Below are 18821 nucleotides of genomic sequence, written 5' to 3'. Positions count from 1 at the left end.
GAGCGTCGCCGATGACCGCATCGTCGCAAAACACCGACGGTGTGCCGAGACGTGCGGCCCTCGGATCCTCCGTCAGGGAGGCCGGGGGCCACTTGCCCCCTTCTGAGCCCGAGAGCAGAACGTACCCGCGCGACACGGTGACGGTCGACGGCAGCGGGTCGCAAAGGGACGGCGGAGTGAGTGCGCTGAACAGTCGATCTCAGAAGTCGGGTCACGTGGTCGCTACCGGGCACCACCCGCACGACCTGCACCGATCGTTCCGGTGTGCGTGGCGGCCTCGGCGGCGACGGCGCACGCCCAACCGCCGGCCGAACAGCCTGTGGTCGACTGACCCGCGACGTGCGGACCGACCCCCGCGACAGCGCACGGAGTGCGTCACCACCTGAACGACAAATATTGGCGAGCCCTCGGCGAGAACTCCGCCACAGCAGCATGTCGGGAATGTAAAGCGGAATGTAAAGACAGCGAAAGCAGAACCTCAGGCCATCTTGAAGTGGCAGTTCAGCAGGCCATCGACTTCAACAAAGAGGCAGTTCAGGCGCCTTGCGGAATCACTTTCGCGGCATTCCTCGAAAGCTTGACCAGCAATTCGGCACCTCAATACTTGAGGGCATGACCGAAAAGATTGAGGGCGCCATCTCCGAGCGCTCCACCCTCAACGAGGCCGAGAAGTCCTTCGTCCACAAGATCGCCGAGCACTACCACATCACCGACGGGATGGAGTGGGAGCGCGGCTACGTCATCGGCTGGATGATCATCAGCTACCCGGCGAGGCAGAGCGCCAACGAGATCGCCAAGGCGCTGGACATCCCGCGCGAGCCGGTGGACTGGATCGCCGACCTGCTCACCCCGCCGGGCGTGTACACCCGTGAGGAGATCCCCGGTACCGACGACTACTACATCACCCTGAACGACGGCGCCTGGCCGAACGCGGTGGAGCACTCCTTCCGCCGCATCCCGGAGTTCCACTCGGCCGTCCAGCACGGCCTGGAGGTCCTGAAGGACCAGCCGGAGGAGCGTCTGGAGCGCCTGAAGCGCATGGAGAAGCTCTACGGCGTCATCTCCCGCAAGCTCGAGGGCGTCTTCGACGTCTTCGAGGAGCACCGCAACTCGGCCGCCGTCTGACCCGGATCCGTCCGACCGTCCATCCGTCTCGGCGTCCCCGGGTCCCGCCCGGGGACGCCCCGTCCACCGCCGGCCACCACCTTCAGGGCGACGTGCGCGTCCGCGCCGAGTCCGGAGAGCACCGAGGGACCATGACCAGGGAAGCCCACGTCACGTTGAGCAGGACCGACGTGCACCTGTGGATCGCGTCCTCCGCGGGGCGGGACGGCAAGCCTCACGATCTGCGTGCGCACGAGTCCGTCCTGTCCCCCGAGGAACGGAACCGGGCCGACCAGTTCTACTTCGCGGAGGACCGCGCCCAGTTCGTGATGGCGCGATCCCTGCTCAGGCGCTGTCTGTCCGAGTACGTCGACATCGCACCGGCCGAGTGGGAGTTCGAGTTCAACGAGCACGGCAAGCCGGCCGTGCACCACCGGCTGGGCGTCGACCTCGACTTCAACCTGTCGCACTCGCGCGGCATGTGCCTGCTCGGCATCACCCGGGAACGTCCCATCGGAGTGGACGTCGAGAAGCGCGACGCGCAGATCTCGCTGCCCGACCTGATCCACCGAGTCATGTCCGAACCCGAGATCGAGGAGCTGCGCCGCCTGCCCGCACGCGCCTGGAAGAGCCGCTTCCTCGACGTGTGGGTGTTCAAGGAGGCGTACGCCAAGGCGCGCGGCCAGGGCATCTCGCTGCCGCTGCAGGACATCTCCTTCCTCTTCCCCGACGGCCGCACCCCGCAGCTGGTCCTCAAGCCCTCGCTGGCGGACCGGCCCGACAACTGGCTCTACGACTTCCTCAGGGTGCCGGCCGACTTCCACGCGGCCGTGTGCATCGGCCGCCGTCGCGGCGAGGAGCTGCGGTTCGTGATGCGCGAACCGGAGCTCCTCTAGGCGCCGCGCTCCTTCCCTTCACCACGGCCTCCCCCGGCATCCGGGCGGGAGCGCCGCCACCCACCCATGTCCTGGAGGACTCCCGTGCACTCGCCCGACGGTACGTCAGGTACACGGGCCGCCACCCCACGGTCCGGTATGCGGCCGGAGGATCTCGGCAGCGCCGACTTCCGCGCCGACCACGGCGTCGCCTACGCGTACGCCTCGGGGTCGATGTACAAGGCCATCGCCTCCGTGGAGCTGGTGGTCCGGATGGGCCGGGCCGGGCTCCTGGGCTACTTCGGCTCCGGCGGCCTCACGGAGGAGGAGCTGGACGCGTCCCTGCGACGCATCCGCGCCGGACTCGGCGACCGCCCCTTCGGCGTCAATCTGCTCGCCTCGCGCCCGGACCGCGAGGAGCGCACGGTCGACACCTTCCTCACGCACGGCGTCCGGCGCGTCGAAGCGGCGTCGTTCGTCCAGATCAGCCCCGCCCTCGTCCGCTATCGCCTCACGGGCGCGCACCGCTCGTCCGACGGCACCGTCCGGACACCGAACCACGTCATGGCGAAGGTGTCGCGTCAGGAGGTCGCGGAGGCGTTCCTGTCCGCGCCGCCCGCGTCGATCGTCCGCGATCTGGTCGCCGCCGGACGCATCACCCCGCAGGAGGCCCAGCTCGCGGCGTCGGTCGCCATGTGCGACGACCTGTGCGCCGAGGCCGACTCAGGCGGTCACACGGACCAGCGGCCGCTTACGGCTCTGCTGCCGGCCGTGCTCACGCTGCGGGACCGGGCCGCCCGCAGACACCCGGCGTCCGGGCGGGTGCGGGTCGGGGCGGCGGGTGGCATCGGCACGCCCGAGGCCGCGGCCGCCGCCTTCGTCATGGGCGCGGACTTCGTCCTGACCGGCAGCATCAACCAGTGCACCGTGGAGGCGGGCACCTCCGACACCGCCAAGGACCTCCTCCAGCGCGCCCAGGTGCAGGACACCGCGCTGGTGCCGGCCGGCGACATGTTCGAGATGGGCACCAAGGCACAGGTGCTGCGCCGTGGGCTGTTCTTCCCCGCCCGCGCCAACAAGCTGTACGAGCTGTGGCTACGGCACGGGTCGCTGGAGGAGCTGGACCCGGAGACCGCCGACCATGTGCAGCGCCGCATCCTCGGGCGCACCTTCGAGGAGGTGTGGCAGGAGGTCAAGGCGCGCTACGCGAACACCCGCCCGGCGGTGATCGAGCACGCCGAGAAGGACCCCAAGCGCCGGATGGCGCTGATCTTCACCTGGTACTTCGCCAGGGCGACCCGGGTGGCGCTGGAGGGCGACACCGACAGCCGGGTCGACTTCCAGATCCCGTGCGGCCCCGCGCTCGGCGCGCTCAACGAACGGCTGCGCGGAACGCCCCGGGAGGACTGGCGCGCCCGTCACCCGGACGACCTCGCCCGACTGATCATGACCGGCGCCGCGGAGCTGCTCTCCCGCGCCGCCGACCTCGTTCCCTCGTCCCGGCCCTTCGCCGCGGCCTAGCCCCACGACGTCCTATGGGAGACCCGGACATGACGCTCATCCACGTGTTCCCCGGCCAGGGGTCGCACCGCCCCGGAATCGGCCGGGACTTGTTCCCGAAGTTCCCTCACCTCGTCCGCCAGGCCGACTCGGTGCTCGGCCGTTCCGTCACGGACCTGTGCCTGAACGCCTCCGCCCAGGAGCTGACCGACACCCGCAACACCCAGACGGCGATGTACGTCGTGAACGCCCTGTCCTACCTCGACGCCGTCCGCGAGACGGGCCGCGTGCCGGACGCGGTCGCCGGGCACAGCCTCGGCGAGTACGTGGCGCTGTTCGCCGCCGGCACGTTCGACTTCCTCACCGGACTGGAGATCGTCATTCGCCGCGGCGAACTGATGGCTCAGGCGCCCGAGGGCGGTATGGCCGCCGTGATGGGCGTACCGGCGGACCGGATCCGCGAGATCCTCCCCGAGCGGGCTCCCGCCGTCGACGTCGCCAACCTCAACGCTCCCGGCCAGATCGTTGTCTCCGGCCCCCGGGAGGACATCGCGAGGCTCCGGGACGTCTTCGGCGACGAGGCCAAGGCGGTCGTACCGCTGAACGTGGGCGGTGCCTTCCACTCCCGTTACATGGCCGACGCCGCAGCCGAGTTCGGCACGTTCCTGACTCAGTACCGGCTGGCCGCACCGCGCATCGAGGTGATCTCGAACGTGACGGCGCGGCCGTACGGCACGGACGACCCGGCCGATCTGCTGACCCGGCAGATCGCGTCGCCGGTGCGCTGGACGGAGAGCGTCGAGCATCTGCTGGAGCGGCCGGAGCCGGAGTTCCGGGAGGTCGGCCCCGGCCAGGTGCTGACCGGGCTCATCGCCCAGATCAAGACCCAGCGGCAGGCGCTGTCCGCCGCCGCGTGAACCCCACGAGCGAGTGAGTCGAGAGGCGATCATGGAAGACCAGACGACGACCCGAGTGCGGGCCTCCGCCGCCGTGGTCGAGACGTTCCGGCATGCCAGTGCCGATGACAATCCACTGCACGTGGACGCCGACTACGCACGGCGCACCGCCTTCGGCACACCCGTCGTCTACGGGGTGCTCGGCACGCTCCTCACCCTGTCCGGCCTGGCACCGAGGCCCGGCCGCCGCCCGGTCCGGATCTCCGCACGCTTCCACGCGCCGGTCCACGCCGGCCAGGAGTACACCCGCGAGATAGCGGAGGACACAGCCGAACGGGCGGTCGCCCGGCTGCGCGACGGCAGCCGCACGCTGCTGGAGGTGACCGCGGAGTTCGCCGAGAGCCCGGCAGTCGGCGCCGATGCTCCCGAAGCGGACCCGGCGGTGACCCGGCGGACCGAGCCGCGCGACGCCGAGCTCACGGCGTTCACCGCCGGACTGTCCCTGGGCGAGGGCTACGCACCGCGCTGGGACGGCATCGACCGCCTGGCCGGCGAACTCGGCCTGGCCGAGCGCGGGCTGGGGCCGGTCCCGATCGGCGTTCTGGCGTGGATCAGCTACCTGGTCGGGATGGAGGCCCCCGGCCGGGCCGCCCTGCTGTCCGACTTCGAGGTGGAGTTCGAGCCGGCGGACGACGCCGGGCCGTTCACCGCCCGCGCCGAAGTGGCCGACGTGCAGGAGCGGTTCCGGATGCTCCGGCTCACCGGCACCGTGGAAGCGGCCGGCCTGCGCGCCACGGCGGCCGTCCGCGCCTTCCACCGCGCGGACGTCCCGCCGGGCGACGTGGCGGCCCTGGCCGCCGCGCTGCCGCAGGGCGAGCCGCTGCGCGGCCGTACCGCCCTGGTCGTCGGTGCCAGCCGCGGCCTCGGAGCGGCCGTCACCCAGGCACTCGCGCTGCAGGGCGCCGAGGTGTACGCCGGTTACCACCGCAGCGCCACGGACGCGGCGAGGGCCGCCGAGCAGGTCGGCGAGGCCGCGGCGCGCGTTCGCCCGCTGCCCGGGGACGCCGCCGACCCGGAATGGGTCGCCGGTGCCCTGGACCGCATCCGCGCGGAGCGGGGCGGTCTGGACCTGCTGGTTCTCAACGCCTGCCCGACCCCCGCCGAGCTGCCGCTGGAACCGGCCACCTCCGGGCGCGCCGCCGACCATGTCAGCCGTGCTCTGGCCCTCGCCCGGGAGCCGCTGGCCGGCCTCGCGGCCGAGGTCGCCGGGCGCGGGGGCCGCGTCGTGGCCGTCTCCAGTGCGTGGACGCAGGCGCCGCCGCCGGGGTGGTCGGCGTATGTGACGGCCAAGTCCGCGGTCGAGGGCCTCGTGCGCGCGGCGGCGGCCGAGCATCCCGGCGCCTCGTGGATCATCGCGCGCCCGCCCCGGCTGCGTACCGCCATGACCGCCACCCCGCTCGGCAAACGCGGTGCCGCGGTGGAGCCCGTCGCCGCGGCGCTGGTCCGTGCCCTGGCCGCTCCTTCCGAACCGGGCGAGGTCCGGGTGCTGCCCTTCGCCGAGGACGGGACGGTGCGCACCGACGCGTCCGAGGAGCGCACGGCGGACACCGGTCCCACACCAAGCCCGTGGGCCGCGGCGCCCGAGCAGCCCGCGACCACGGAAGGCACCGAGGCGACCGACAACGCCGAAAGCACCGAGATCGCCGAAGCCACCGTCGCCGACGCGCGGCCACTCGACCTCGGCCTGGTCGCCACCTTCACCCTCGACCCGCTCCTGGAGCCGCTCCAGCACTGGTGCGACCGGCTGGGCCTGGGACTGCGGGTCAGGCCGGCCGACTACGCGCAGGTCTTCCAGGAACTCCTCTCCCCTGACGGTGTGTTCGCCTCCGTCGAGCAGGGCGTCAAGGCCGTCCTGATCCGGACGGAGGACTGGCCGCGGGGTGAGAGCGGACGGACCGCCGCGGAATTCGCCGACGCCGTGCGCTCCCACGCGTCCCGCAGCTCGGTGCCGGTGCTGGTGCTGCTGTGCCCGCCGTCGCCCGCGCACGCCGACGGCCGCGGCCGCGACGCGGAGCTGACCGCCGCCGAGGAGCTGATCACGCGGGAGCTCCAAGGCGTCTCGGGCGTGCACGTGCTCGGCCGGGAACGCTGGGCGGGCGGGACCGTCCCGGCCGAAGAGACCCACTACGACGAGGCCCGGGACGCGGCGGCGCACATCCCGTTCACCCAGGAGGGCTGCGTCGCGCTGGCGGCGGGTGTGGCCCGGGCCGCGCACAGCGCGCTGACCGCACCGTCCAAGGTGATCGTCCTGGACTGCGACAACACGCTGTGGGGCGGGGTCGTCGGGGAGGACGGCCCGCATGGCGTGCGGCTGGAGCCGGCCCACCGGGCGGTGCAGGAGTGGGCCGTGGCCCGTCAGCGCGAGGGTGTCCTGATCTGTCTGGCCAGCAAGAACGAGGCGGCCGACGTCGACGAGGTGTTCGCGGTGCGCGAGGACATGCCGCTGCGTGCCGAGCACCTCACCGCCCGCCGGGTGAACTGGGAGCCGAAGGCGCTGAACATAGCCGCCCTGGCCGCCGAACTCGACCTGGGTCCGGACAGTTTCGTCTTCATCGACGACAACCCGGTCGAGGTCGCGGCCGTACGTGCCGCCCACCCCGAGGTCCTGGCGCTGCAGTTGCCCGAGGACGGCGACGAGGTGCCCGCCTTCCTCGACCGCGTGTGGTCGCTGGACCGGCTCACCGTCACCGACGAGGACCGCCGGCGCACCGACTTCTACCGGGCCCGGGGCGAGCGCGACGCGATGCGCCGCGACGCGGCCACGTTCGCCGACTTCATCGCCGGCCTTGAGCTGACGGTGGACGTCGCGCCGCCGACGGCCGAGCAGTACCCGCGGATGTCCCAGCTGACGTATCGCACCAACCAGTTCAATCTGTCGGCCGTCCGCCGCGGGGAACCGGAGATGCGGGTGCTCCTCGCCGACCCGGCGGTGCGCGTCCGCACCGCCCACGTGCGGGACCGGTTCGGTGACTACGGCCTGGTGGGCCTCGCCATCACCCGGGAGGACCCGGACGGGGCCTCGGCGGTCCTCGACACATTCCTGATGAGCTGCCGGGTGCTCGGGCGCGGCGTCGAGCACGCGTTCCTGGCCGCGGTGGCCCGGGAGCTGGCCGAGGCGGGAGTGTCCGAGCTGGTCGCCCCGTACGTTCCGAGCGAGCGGAACACTCCGGTGCGCCGCTTCTTCGACTCGGTGCTGGGCTCCTTCGCCGAGCCGGGCGACGACGGCCGTGTCGTCTACCGGGCGCCCGTCGCCACGGTCGCTCAGGTGGCGTTCGAGCCGGAGGAGGCGGAGCCCGAGCCGGCGGCCGAATCGAAGCCCGTCCGGAAGGCGAAGCCGTCCGACGCGGCCGTACGGGACGGTGTGCGCCGCCGTGCCCTGGTCGACCTCGCGCAGGACACCGATCCGCTGTCGACCGTGCTGCGCGCCACCCGGCCCTCCGCCCGCCTCACGGTCCCGGCCGCACCGGACCCCACCCCGTCGGCGCCCGCCGCGGGCGGTCTCGCGGAGGCGCGGGAGGCGGTGTGCTCGGTCGTCGCCGAGGTGCTGGGTCTGCCGCGTGCGGACATCGGCCCGCACACGCCGCTGGAAGCGATCCGCATGACGTCGCTGGCCGTGGTGGACGTGATGATCCGGCTGGAGAAGCGGTACGGGCAGCTGTCCAAGACCCTGTTCTTCGAGCACCGCACGCTCGGCGACATCGCCGCGGCGCTGGCGGGGGACGGTACGGAGCCGACCGCCGCGGGCGGCGAGGGGCCGCCGCGTCCCGTCCCAGCCGCCTCCCCGGCCGAACGGCCCCCCACCCCGGCGCCCGCCGCGGTGGCCGTGGACGCGCCGTCCGCCCCCGGGCCCGTCACCGAACCGGTCGCTGTCGTCGGCCTGGCCGGCCGCTACCCGGGTGCCGCCAGCCTCGACGAGCTGTGGCAGAACGTGCTGAACGGCCGCAGCGCCGCCCGGCCCGTGCCGTCCGACCGCTGGGACCACGCCGCGGTGTACGACCCGGAAGGCGGGCAGGGCCGTACGTACAGCGGCATCGGCAACTTCCTCGACAGCGTCGCCGACTTCGACTCGCTCTACTTCGGGATCGCCCCGCGCGACGCCGAGCAGATGGACCCGCAGCAGCGCGTCTTCCTCGAGACGGCCGTCGAGGCGGTGCAGGACGCCGGATACGACCGGCACACGCTGGACCGGAACACGGGTGTCTACGTGGGCGCCATGGCGGACGACTACCGCACGTTCAGCGCCAACGGCGCCGCCACCGGCCACTCCCCCTACCCGTACGCCGACAACTACGCCATCGCCAACCGCGTCTCGTACTTCCTGGACCTGACCGGGCCGAGCATGGTCGTGGACACCGCCTGCTCGGCGTCCGGCGTGGCGCTCCACCTGGCCTGCGAGGCGATCCGCCGGGGTGAGGTGGCCGCCGCGATCGCGGGCGGCGTGAACCTGGTGCTGCACCCCGTGCGGCACATCCAGTACGCGCAGATGGGGATGCTGTCGAAGGCCGGGGTCTGCCGTCCCTTCGCCGAGGGGGCCGACGGCTTCGTCATGGGCGAGGGTGCCGGCGCGGTGCTGCTGAAGCCGCTGTCGCGGGCGATCGCCGACGGCGACCACGTCTACGGCCTCATCCGCGGCACGGCCGTCAACTCCGGCGGCCGGACCAGCGGGTTCACCGTGCCGAGCCCGGAGGCCCAGGCGGCGCTCGTGTCGTCGGCGCTGCGCTCGGCGGGCGTGGACCCGGCCACCGTCGGCTATGTGGAGGCGCACGGCAGCGGCACCTCGCTGGGCGACCCCATCGAGGTGCGGGCGCTGACCCGGGCGTTCGGCGCGCGCGACCAGGCGGGCAGCTGCGCCCTGGGCAGCGTGAAGGCCAACATCGGCCACCTCGAACCGGCCGCGGGCATCGCGGGGCTGACCAAGGTGCTGCTCCAGCTCAAACACCGTGTCCTGCCGCCGACGCCGCACGCCGACACCCCGAACTCGTTCATCGAGCTGGACGGCAGCCCCTTCCGGCTGCAGACCGCCGCCGCGCCGTGGGAGCCGGTGGGCGTGGAGGCCGACGGCAGCACGCCGCCCCTGCGGGCGGGCGTCAGCTCCTTCGGAGCGGGCGGGGTCAACGCGCACCTCGTCGTCGAGGCGTACGGGCAACCGGCCGGCGAGGCCGAGGAGGAGGACACGGTGCGTACCGAGCTGTATGTGCTCTCGGCCCGCACGAACCAGCAACTGCGCACCACTGCCCGGCGGTTGGCGGCCCATCTGCGCGGGCCCGCCGGGCAGGAAGTGCGGCTCGCCGACGTGGCGCACACGCTCCGTGTGGGACGCGAAGGCCTGGACGTGCGTGTGGCGTTCACCGCGCGAGGCCACGAGGAACTGCTCGCGGTGCTGGACCGCGTCGCGGACGGCACCGAGGACGGCTCCGCCGCGGTGTACACCGGCCGGCTGGTGCGGGGCGGTCCGCTCGCCGGCCTGTTCACGGATCTCACCGGCGGACAGGACTTCCTGGCCTCGCTGGCCGCGCGGGGCGAGCTGGGCACGCTCGCCCGGCTGTGGGTCCAGGGCGCCGAACTGGACTGGCCCGCGCTGCTGCCCACGGCCCGCCGCACCCCGCTGCCCGCCTACCCGTTCGAGCGGGTGCCGTACTGGCTGCCGTCGGCCGCGCTGGCCCCGGCCGGCACCCTCCCGGCCGCGGCCGGTGCGGCGGCGGACGCGGACGACTCGGCCACCCTGTGGACGCCGTACTGGGCCGACTCCGCGGAGCGCGTCCGCATCGGCGACCAGGCCCCGGCGACGGTCGTGGTGCTCGACGCGCCCGGTATCCCGCCGCTCGCTGAGGGGGACCCCCAGCGGCCCTGGCTGCTGGTGCGGGCCGTGGAGTACGCCGCGGACGAGGTTCCCGGCGGCGCCCCCCACCCGGTTGTGCGCCGCGGCAACGCCGACGATCTGCGCTCCCTGCTGGCGCGGGCGGGCGCCGAGGGGCCTGTCGTCCTGATCGACCGGCGCGGCCTCGCGCCCGCCACGGCACCGGACGAGGACCCGGCGTCCGCGCTGGCGCAGCGGCTCCCCGCCGACCTGGGCCGGGCCGTCTCGGTCGGCGCCCTTCCCCCGCTGGCCTACGTCCAGGTGACGTCCGCCGGCGGCGAGGAGCCGGCGGAGGACGCGGTCGCCGCGTTCGGCCGGGCGCTGGCCCGGGAGACGAGCCGCTTCCGGCACGTCCGCGTCGCCCTCGCCGATGGTCTCTCCCCCTCCCTGTCCGCGCTGGTCGCCGAGGCGGACAGCGCGGACACCGAGATCCGGATCGGCCGGCGCGGGCGCCAGGTGATGCGGTTCGCCGAGTCCGCCCCGACGGGCGGTGACTCCGGTCCGGGGTTCACGGAGGGCGGCCACTACGTCATCACCGGCGGCTCCGGAGGCATCGGGCGGCTCGTCGCGGCGCACCTGGCGGAGCAGTACGGCGCGAAGATCACGCTCCTCGGGCGGTCGGCGCCCGGCCCCGAGAACGAGCGGTTCTGCTCCCGGCTGCGGTCCCTGGGCGGCGACGGACTCTATGTGCGGGCGGACGTCACCGACCGTTCCTCACTGGACACCGCCCTGCGCACCGCCCGGTCGCGCTTCGGCGCCCTGTCCGGTGTGCTGCACGCGGCAGGGCTGATCGAGGACGCGCTGTTGCAGGACAAGGGCGACGAGCAGGTGGCGCGGGTGCTGGCGCCCAAGACCACCGGAACGGCCCTGCTCGACGAGCTGACGGCCGAGGACCGGCTGGGTGTCTTCGTGCTCTTCTCGTCCGTCGTCGGCACCGTCGGCAACGCCGGCCAGTGTGACTACGCGGCCGCCAACGCCTACCTGGACGCCTTCGCCGTCCTCCGGACCGAGCGGATCGCGCGGGGCATGCGCAGCGGCCGGACCGTCTCCGTGGCCTGGCCCCTGTGGTCGGAGGGCGGCATGCGGCTGGACGCGGAGGCCGCCGCGATGGCCGTCACCACGATCGGCCTGGTCCCCATCGGGACGCCGGAGGCACTGCGGGTGCTGGAGGAGGCGGTGCGGTCCGCCGCCCCGCGCCTGTACGTCTCCTGCGCCGGCGCCGAGCGCACCCGCTCGGTCCTCGGCCGGGCCGGGCTGGGCCCGCTGCCCAGCGCCGGTACGGCTCCGCGTCCGGCCCGGGTCACGGACACCGCGCCGGACCCGGACCGGGTCCGCACCCTGGTCGTGGCGCGGGTCGCCGAGGTCGCCGGGACTTCCCCCGACCGGATCGACGCGGCCACCGAACTGGGCGCGTACGGGTTCAACTCCGTCCTGCTGACCACTCTCGCCAACCGGCTCAACGACGCCTTCGGCACGGCTCTGACGCCGGTGACGTTCTACGAGTTCCCGACGGCCGACGCCATCACGTCGCACCTGATGGACCGGCACGCCGGGCAGCTGGGCGCGGCGTGGGGCGGACCGGAGGCGGCCGAACCGGCCACGGCGCTGGAAACGGCGCCCCTGGCGGCTGTGGAACCGGCAAGCGAGGAGATCAGGAAGGCGGCGCCCACGCGGCTCGCCGGCACGGCTCCCGAGCCGTTGGCCGAACCGGCTCCCGACCCGGCCGCCGAACCCGCTCCCGAGCCGGTTGCGGCGCCGCTGCCACGGGCGCGGCAGGAGGAGCGCGCGGACGCCGCCGCGGCGGACCCGATCGCTGTGGTGGGTCTGGCGGGCCGCTTCCCCGGCGCCCCGGACGCCGAGACCTTCTGGCGGAACCTGATCGCCGGGCGGGACATGGTCACCGAGGTGCCGGCCGAGCGGTGGAACTGGCGGGCGTACGACGGCGACCCCCGCCGGGACCCCGGCACCACCGACTGCCGGGCGGGCGGCTTCCTCGACTCGGTGACCGCCTTCGACGCCGCGCACTTCTCGCTGTCCCCGCGTGAGGCCTCCCTCATGGACCCGCAGCAGCGGCTGTTCCTGGAGACGTGCTGGCACGCCCTGGAGGACGCCGGGTACGACCCGAGGTCCTTCGCCGGGAGCCGCACGGGGGTCTTCGCGGGCGCCACCCTCCACGACTATCTGGAGGTGCTGCGGGAGCACGGCACTGACGTGGCCGGGCACACGGTCACCGGCAATGTGCACGCCATCGTCGCCAACCGCGTGTCGTACCTGCTGGACCTGCGCGGCCCCAGCGAGACGGTGGACACAGCGTGCTCCAGCTCGCTGGTCGCCCTGCACCGGGCGCTGGCGGCGCTGCGGGCCGGCGAGTGCGACGCCGCTCTGGTCGGCGGGGTCAACGTGGTGATGACGCCGACCTGGTACGTCTCGCTGAGCCGGGGCGGCATGCTGTCGCCGGGTGGCCGTTGCCACACCTTCGACAGTCGCGCGGACGGCTACGTCCGCGCCGAGGGCGTCGGCGCGGTCCTGCTCAAGCCGCTGTCGAAGGCCCTCGCCGACGGCGACACGGTGCGCGCCGTGATCCGTGGCTCCGCCGTCGGGCACGGCGGCCGCGCCCACTCGCTCACCGCGCCCACCCCGCGCGGCCAGGCTGACACCATCGTGGCGGCGCTGCGCGACGCGGGCGTGTCTCCCGCCTCCGTCGGCTACATCGAGGCTCACGGCACGGGCACCCGGCTCGGCGACCCGATCGAGGTGCAGGGCCTTAAGCAGGCGTTCGAGCGGGCGGCCGACGGGGCCGATGTACCCGCCGGGTCCACGGTGCTCGGCGCGCTCAAGGCGTCCGTCGGGCACCTGGAGAGCGCGGCCGGCATCGCCGGGCTGATCGCCGTGATCCACGCTCTGCGCGACCGCACCGTGCCACCGGTCACCGGCCTCGGCGAACTCAACCCGTATCTGGAGCTCGAGGGTTCGCCGTTCCGGGTGCTGCGCGAGGCGGAGCCGTGGACGGCCGCCGGTGACGCCCCGCTGCGCGCCGGGGTGAGCTCGTTCGGCTTCGGCGGAGTCAACGCGCACGTCGTGGTGGAGGAACCGCCGGCCCCCGCCGAACGGACCGAGGCTCCGGCGGGTCCGCAGGTGGTCGTGCTGTCCGCCCGGACCCGGGAACGGCTGCGCGCCTACGCCGCGCGGCTGCGCGACTTCGCCGCCGTCAGCGACGTACGCCTGGACGACCTGGCGTGGACCTCGCAGCACGGTCGCGCCCCGCTCGCCGAGCGACTGGCGGTCGTCGCCACCTCGTTGCCCGAGCTGCGGGACCGGCTCAGCGCCTACCTGGACGACACGGGTGAGGCCGGAACGCCGGGTGTCCACCTGGGCGGTCCGCACCGGGAGGCCGTGGACGGCCCGGCCGTCCGGCCGACGGACCCGGCGGACACCGCCGCCCGCTGGACGGCGGGCGAGCGGGTGGACTGGGGGGCGCTGCACGACGCACCGCGCCGCCGGGTGCCGTTCCCGGTGTACCCGTTCGACCACAGCACCGGGTTCGGCCCCTCGGGCATGCCGTCGCCTGGTGCGCCGGACACCGTGCCCGAGCCGTCCGAGCCGCTCCCGACGGCGCCTTCACCGGCCGGCACGGACGAGGACGCGATCCCGGAGCTGCTGGTCCGGGACTGGGTCGAGGCGCCGCCGCCCGCCCTCGCCGACACCGGCCGCCGGCCGCTCGGCGTGCTGCTCGTCGCCGCGGCGGACACCCTCGCTTTCGCGGAGAGCGCCGCCCACGCGGCGGGTGCGGAGAAGAGCGGCTGGATCGTGGTTCGCGAGCGGAGCCTGCTGCCGCACCTGGGGCCCGACGAGTACGACCTCGACCTCGCCGACCACACGGCGGGGCATGCCCTGGCCGAGCAGCTGTACGAGCGGTACGGCCGGCTGGACGCGGTCGTGGACCTGACGGACCTGTCCGGCGGCGAGGCGGTCGACGCCGCACCGCTGGAGTGCGAGGCCGCCCGGATCGGGCTCCTCCAGGAGCTGGTGCGCCGGGCCACCGCGGCCGGCCAGGAGCTGGCGGTGCTCCACGTGACACGTGGCCGCCAGGCACTGCGGCACCCCGGGCCGCTCGCCCGGGGCGGGGCCATGGCCGGGCTCGTCCGGGCCGTGGGCGCCGAGTACCGGGCGGTTCGCTCGGCCTCCGTCGACCTGGACCCGGCCGTCACCGATCCGGAGGCGGTCCTCGGCACCGTGCGCGCCGAGCTGCCCGCGGTCACGCAGACCCCGACCGAGGTGTGCCTGCGCGGCGCGGACCGCTATGTGCCCGGCCCGCTGCGCGTCCTGCCGGCCGGAGCCGGCCGGCCCGAACTCGACCCCGACCGCACCTACCTCGTGACGGGCGGCACCGCCGGACTGGGCCTGGCGGCCGCAGAGCGGCTGGCCGACCGGGGCGCCCGCAAGCTGGCCCTGCTCGGGCGGCGGCCCCTGCCGCCCCGCGCCGAGTGGCGGCGGATCACCGAATCAGCGGACACCTCCGGCGACGAGTCCGACCTGCGGACCGCGGAGCTGGCGCGGGTCGTCGCGCGGCTGGAGTCCCGTGGCGTGCGCGTGCTGATCCACACCGGGCCGCTCACCGACCGCGCCGCACTGGCCGCTTTCCTGCAGAACGTGCGGACCGAACTGGGTCCCGTCGCCGGTGTGTTGCACTGCGCGGGCTCGGTGGACCGCCGGCACCCGGCGTTCGTGCGCCGCTCGCCCGACGCCGTCGCCACGACCTGGGAGCCGAAGACCACCGGGCTGCGGGTGCTGGACGACCTGGTACGGACCGACCGGCCGGACTTCTTCGTCCTGTACTCGTCCGTCTCCGCGGTGCTGCCCCACCTGGGCGTCGGGCTCGGCGACTACGCCGCCGCCAACGCCCATCTGGAGGCCTACGCGGCCGAGCGCAACGCGGCCGAGGGGCCCGACGGCTCGCGCTACCTCTGTGTCGCCTGGGGCAGCTGGACCGGACTCGGCATGGGCGAGGTGACGGCCGACGCCTACCGCGAGGCGGGCTTCGGGGCACTGACCCGCGAAGCGGGCCTGGGGCTGCTGGACCGAGTGATCGCGGGCCGCGTCGACGGGGCCGTCGCGGCCGCCGTACGCCCCGGCCGCTTCCCGCTCACCGGCACCCCCGCCACCCCGCCTCCCGCCCCGGCCTCCGGCAGCCCGGCGGGCCGGCCGAACGGCCCGAACACGCAACCGAACGACGATGAGAAGAAGGAGCATCAGGTGACGACCTCGGACGGCGCCGCGGGCGCTGCCGTCAGGACGGCGGTCGAGGAGTTCCTCCTCGACCTCATGGCCCAGGAACTGATGCTGCCGAAGGAGGCGGTGGCCACCGACGCGTCCTTCGCCGACCTGGGCGTGGACTCCATCCTGATCGCGGGGATGGTCGGCAGGCTGGAGGAGCTGACCGACGCGCCGCTGGACCCGTCCGTGGTCCTGGAGAACCCCACCGCCGCGCGACTCGCCGCCTTCCTGTCGAGCGCGTACCCACAGGGCGTCGAGCGCTGGGCGGCCCGGCGCGGCGTCGGCGACAAGCGGCGCGGCGCCGCCGGGACCGCCGACCGGCCTCAGCCGCACGGTGCCACCGGCCCGGTGCCCGGACCCCGGCCGCTGGCCGTCATCGGCATGGCGAGCCGGTTCCCGGGAGCACCCGACACCGACGCCTTCTGGCAGCTCCTGGCCGAGGGCCGCAGCGCGATCCGTGAGGTGCCGGCATCCCGGTGGAACACCGCCGAGCTGTACGCGCCGGAGAAGCGACCGGGGCGTTCCGTCTCCCGCTGGGGCGGGTTCCTGGACGGCATCGAGGACTTCGACCCGGAGCCGTTCGGCATCGCGCCGGAGGACGCCGCGCATGTCGACCCGCTCATCCGGCTGGTCCTCGAGTGCGCCGAGCAGGCCTTCCGGGACGCCGGGTACGAGCGCGCCGAACTGGCGGGCACCCGCACGGGAGTGTTCGCGGCGGCGCAGACGGGCGCCTACGCGCCGCGGATCCGCGTCCCGCACCGCAACACCGTCACCGGGCTCAACCAGAACTTCGCCGCCGCCCAGCTCGCCCAGGTGTACGACCTGCGCGGCCCGCACCTGGTGATCGACACCGCCTGCTCCTCGTCGCTGGCGGCGCTGGCCCTGGCCGAGCAGTCACTGCGGCTGGGCGAGTGCGACATGGCGCTGGTCGCCGCGGCCGACCTGCTGCTCGACGAGATGCCGTACCTGAAGCTGAGCGCGTCCGGCGCGCTGTCCCCGGACGCGGAGTGCCGGGTGTTCGACGCGCGGGCCAACGGTCTGGTGCTCGGGGAGGGTGCGGGCGCGCTGCTGCTCAAGCCGCTGGATGCGGCGCTCGCCGACGGGAACCGGGTGTACGCGGTCGTGGAGTCGGTCGCGGTGAACAACGACGGCCGCACCATGGGGCTGACGACGCCGAACCCGGACGCCCAGGAGGACGTGGTGCGCCGGGCGCAGCGCACGGCGGGCGTGGATCCCACGGCGATCGGTCTCGTCGAGGCGCACGGCACCGGCACGATGATCGGTGACCCGATGGAACTGCGCGCCCTGACACGGGCGTTCGGTGACGCGGGCGGCCGCACCGGATGGTGTGCCGTGGGCAGCGTGAAGTCCAACATCGGGCACGCGCTGATGGCCGCCGGCATGGCCGGGCTCCAGAAGGCCGTGCTGGCCCTGCGGCACCGGATGATCCCCCCGACGCTGCACTGCGAGACACCCAACCCTCGCTTCTCCTTCGACCAGTCGCCCTTCCACCCGAACACCGAGCTGCGGCAGTTCGTACCGATCGGCGGTGTGCGCCGGGCCGGGGTCAGTGCCTTCGGCTTCGGCGGGGTCAACTGCCACGCCGTCCTGCGTGAGCCGACGGCGGCGGAGCTGGCCACGCGTCCGGCGGAGCGCCCGAGTCTGCCGCCCGCCGTCTTCCGGCGCACCCGTCACTGGGTGGAACGCGACGTGGCCATGGCAGCCCCGACCGTGCCCACCACCGCTCCCGCCTCCGGCCTTTCCGCGCCCGCCCTTTCCGCGCCTGTCGCGCCCGCCGCCGTCGGCGGCCCGATCCTGCCCCTCGAGGAGTTGAACTGACGATGTCCGAGACCCATCGGTCCTTCGACGCCGGGGCCGCGCTCCGCGCCCTCGCGGGGCACCGCTTCGCCACCCGGGTCACCGCGCAGGACGCGGCGGTACGCGACCACCTGGTTCACCGCACACCGGTGCTCCCCGGCGTCTTCCATCTCGACCTGGTGCTGCGGCTCGTCCGGCACCTGGGTGTCGATCCCTCCCTGGTCGAGCTCCGCCGCTGTGTCTTCATCCGGCCGCTGATCGCCGTGGACGATCTCGACCGCCAGCTCGAGGTGACGGTCGGCGAGCCGGGCCCGCGCGGCGGAGTGCCGGTCACCGTGCGCAGCCGTCCGCTGCTGGGCGGCGAGGTGGCCGACGAGCAGTGGCAGGTGAACTTCCGGACGGAGATCCATGTGGTGGGCCCGTGGGAGCCGCAGCCGGTGCCCGCCGGCCGGCTCGAGGCCGCCTCCGGCCCCGGTTCGCTGGACGCCGACGACCTGTACGCGCTGGCCCGTCAACTGGACATAGAGCACGGCCCGTTCATGAAGGTGCAGGGCAGGGTCGGGGCCGGCGACGGCTTCTCGGTCGCCGACGTGCACCTGGACCCCAGCGCGGTGGAGGCGCTCGGCCACTTCCACGTGCACCCCGTCTTCATGGACTTCTCCGTGCTGGTCCCGTTCCTGCAGTTCCCGGAGCCGGTGCGGCGCGGCATCGTCCAGCCGTTCATTCCGATCTACGTCGACTCCTTCCGCGCCCGCCGCTCCCTCGAAGCCCGCACGCTCGTGCACTCGCCGCGGCTGCCGAGCCTGCACGTCGACGACAGCACCCAGGCCGTCGTGGCCGACATCGATCTGTGCACCCCGGACGGGGAGGTCGCGGTCCGGCTGACCGGCTACCGGGCCAAGCGCGTCCGTACCACCGAGGACATCCGCAAGCACGCCGAGGAGGGCCGGCCGCCGGCAAAGGCGCGGGCGGCGCGGGCCGGGGTACCGGCGCCCGCGAAGACCCCGGCGGCCGCCGAGCCGACCTCCGTTCCCGCCGTCGCCGCTTCCGCCACGGGCGGCGGCCTGACCGCACTGGTCACCTCACTCGTCGCCGAACAGACCGGCAAACCCGCCACCACCATCCACCCCGACCAGGGCTTCTACGACGAACTCGGCCTCACCTCCGTCGACCTCCTCAACATCGCCGGAAAACTCGAAACCGCACTGAACACCGAGCTCTACCCCACCCTCCTCTTCGAACACCCCACCATCGGCCAACTCGTCACCCACCTCACCGACGAAGGCATCCAGGCCCCCGCCGAACAGTCCCCCGAGCCCGTCGTCACCGCTTCCGCCACCGGCGGCGGCCTGACCGCACTGGTCACCTCACTCGTCGCCGAACAGACCGGCAAACCCGCCACCACCATCCACCCCGACCAGGGCTTCTACGACGAAC

At 73.9% G+C, this 18821-nt stretch carries 6 protein-coding genes; all 6 read left to right on the top strand.

The window, feature by feature from the left end; translation table 11 throughout:
* The first annotated feature begins 612 nt into the window (after window positions 1–612).
* A complete protein-coding gene (locus tag ACIQ8B_RS27645; protein ID WP_403550519.1) occupies window positions 613–1125 on the top strand; it encodes a hypothetical protein in 513 nt (170 codons plus the stop codon).
* Between the two features lie 131 nt (window positions 1126–1256).
* Window positions 1257–2000: a 4'-phosphopantetheinyl transferase family protein gene (locus ACIQ8B_RS27640; protein WP_403550517.1), complete on the top strand. Its 744-nt coding sequence runs from the start codon at window positions 1257–1259 to the stop codon at window positions 1998–2000.
* A gap of 138 nt (window positions 2001–2138) precedes the next feature.
* Window positions 2139–3500 carry a PfaD family polyunsaturated fatty acid/polyketide biosynthesis protein gene (locus ACIQ8B_RS27635; protein WP_403550515.1) on the top strand — a complete coding sequence of 454 codons (1362 nt, stop codon included), beginning with the start codon at window positions 2139–2141 and terminating at the stop codon, window positions 3498–3500.
* A 29-nt stretch (window positions 3501–3529) separates the two neighbouring features.
* Complete coding sequence (gene fabD, locus ACIQ8B_RS27630) at window positions 3530–4396, top strand: ACP S-malonyltransferase (protein WP_290005074.1); 867 nt, start codon at window positions 3530–3532, stop codon at window positions 4394–4396.
* A gap of 31 nt (window positions 4397–4427) precedes the next feature.
* Window positions 4428–17405, top strand: a complete 12978-nt coding sequence (locus ACIQ8B_RS27625) for an SDR family NAD(P)-dependent oxidoreductase (RefSeq protein WP_403550513.1) — start codon at window positions 4428–4430, stop codon at window positions 17403–17405.
* A gap of 2 nt (window positions 17406–17407) precedes the next feature.
* Window positions 17408–18821: phosphopantetheine-binding protein (locus ACIQ8B_RS27620; protein ID WP_403550511.1), on the top strand; the 1414-nt coding region annotated here is incomplete at its 3' end.

The sequence above is a fragment of the Streptomyces sp. NPDC096105 genome, from assembly GCF_044763335.1.
GTDB lineage: Bacteria > Actinomycetota > Actinomycetes > Streptomycetales > Streptomycetaceae > Streptomyces.
This window is presented reverse-complemented; position numbering and strand designations above follow the sequence as displayed.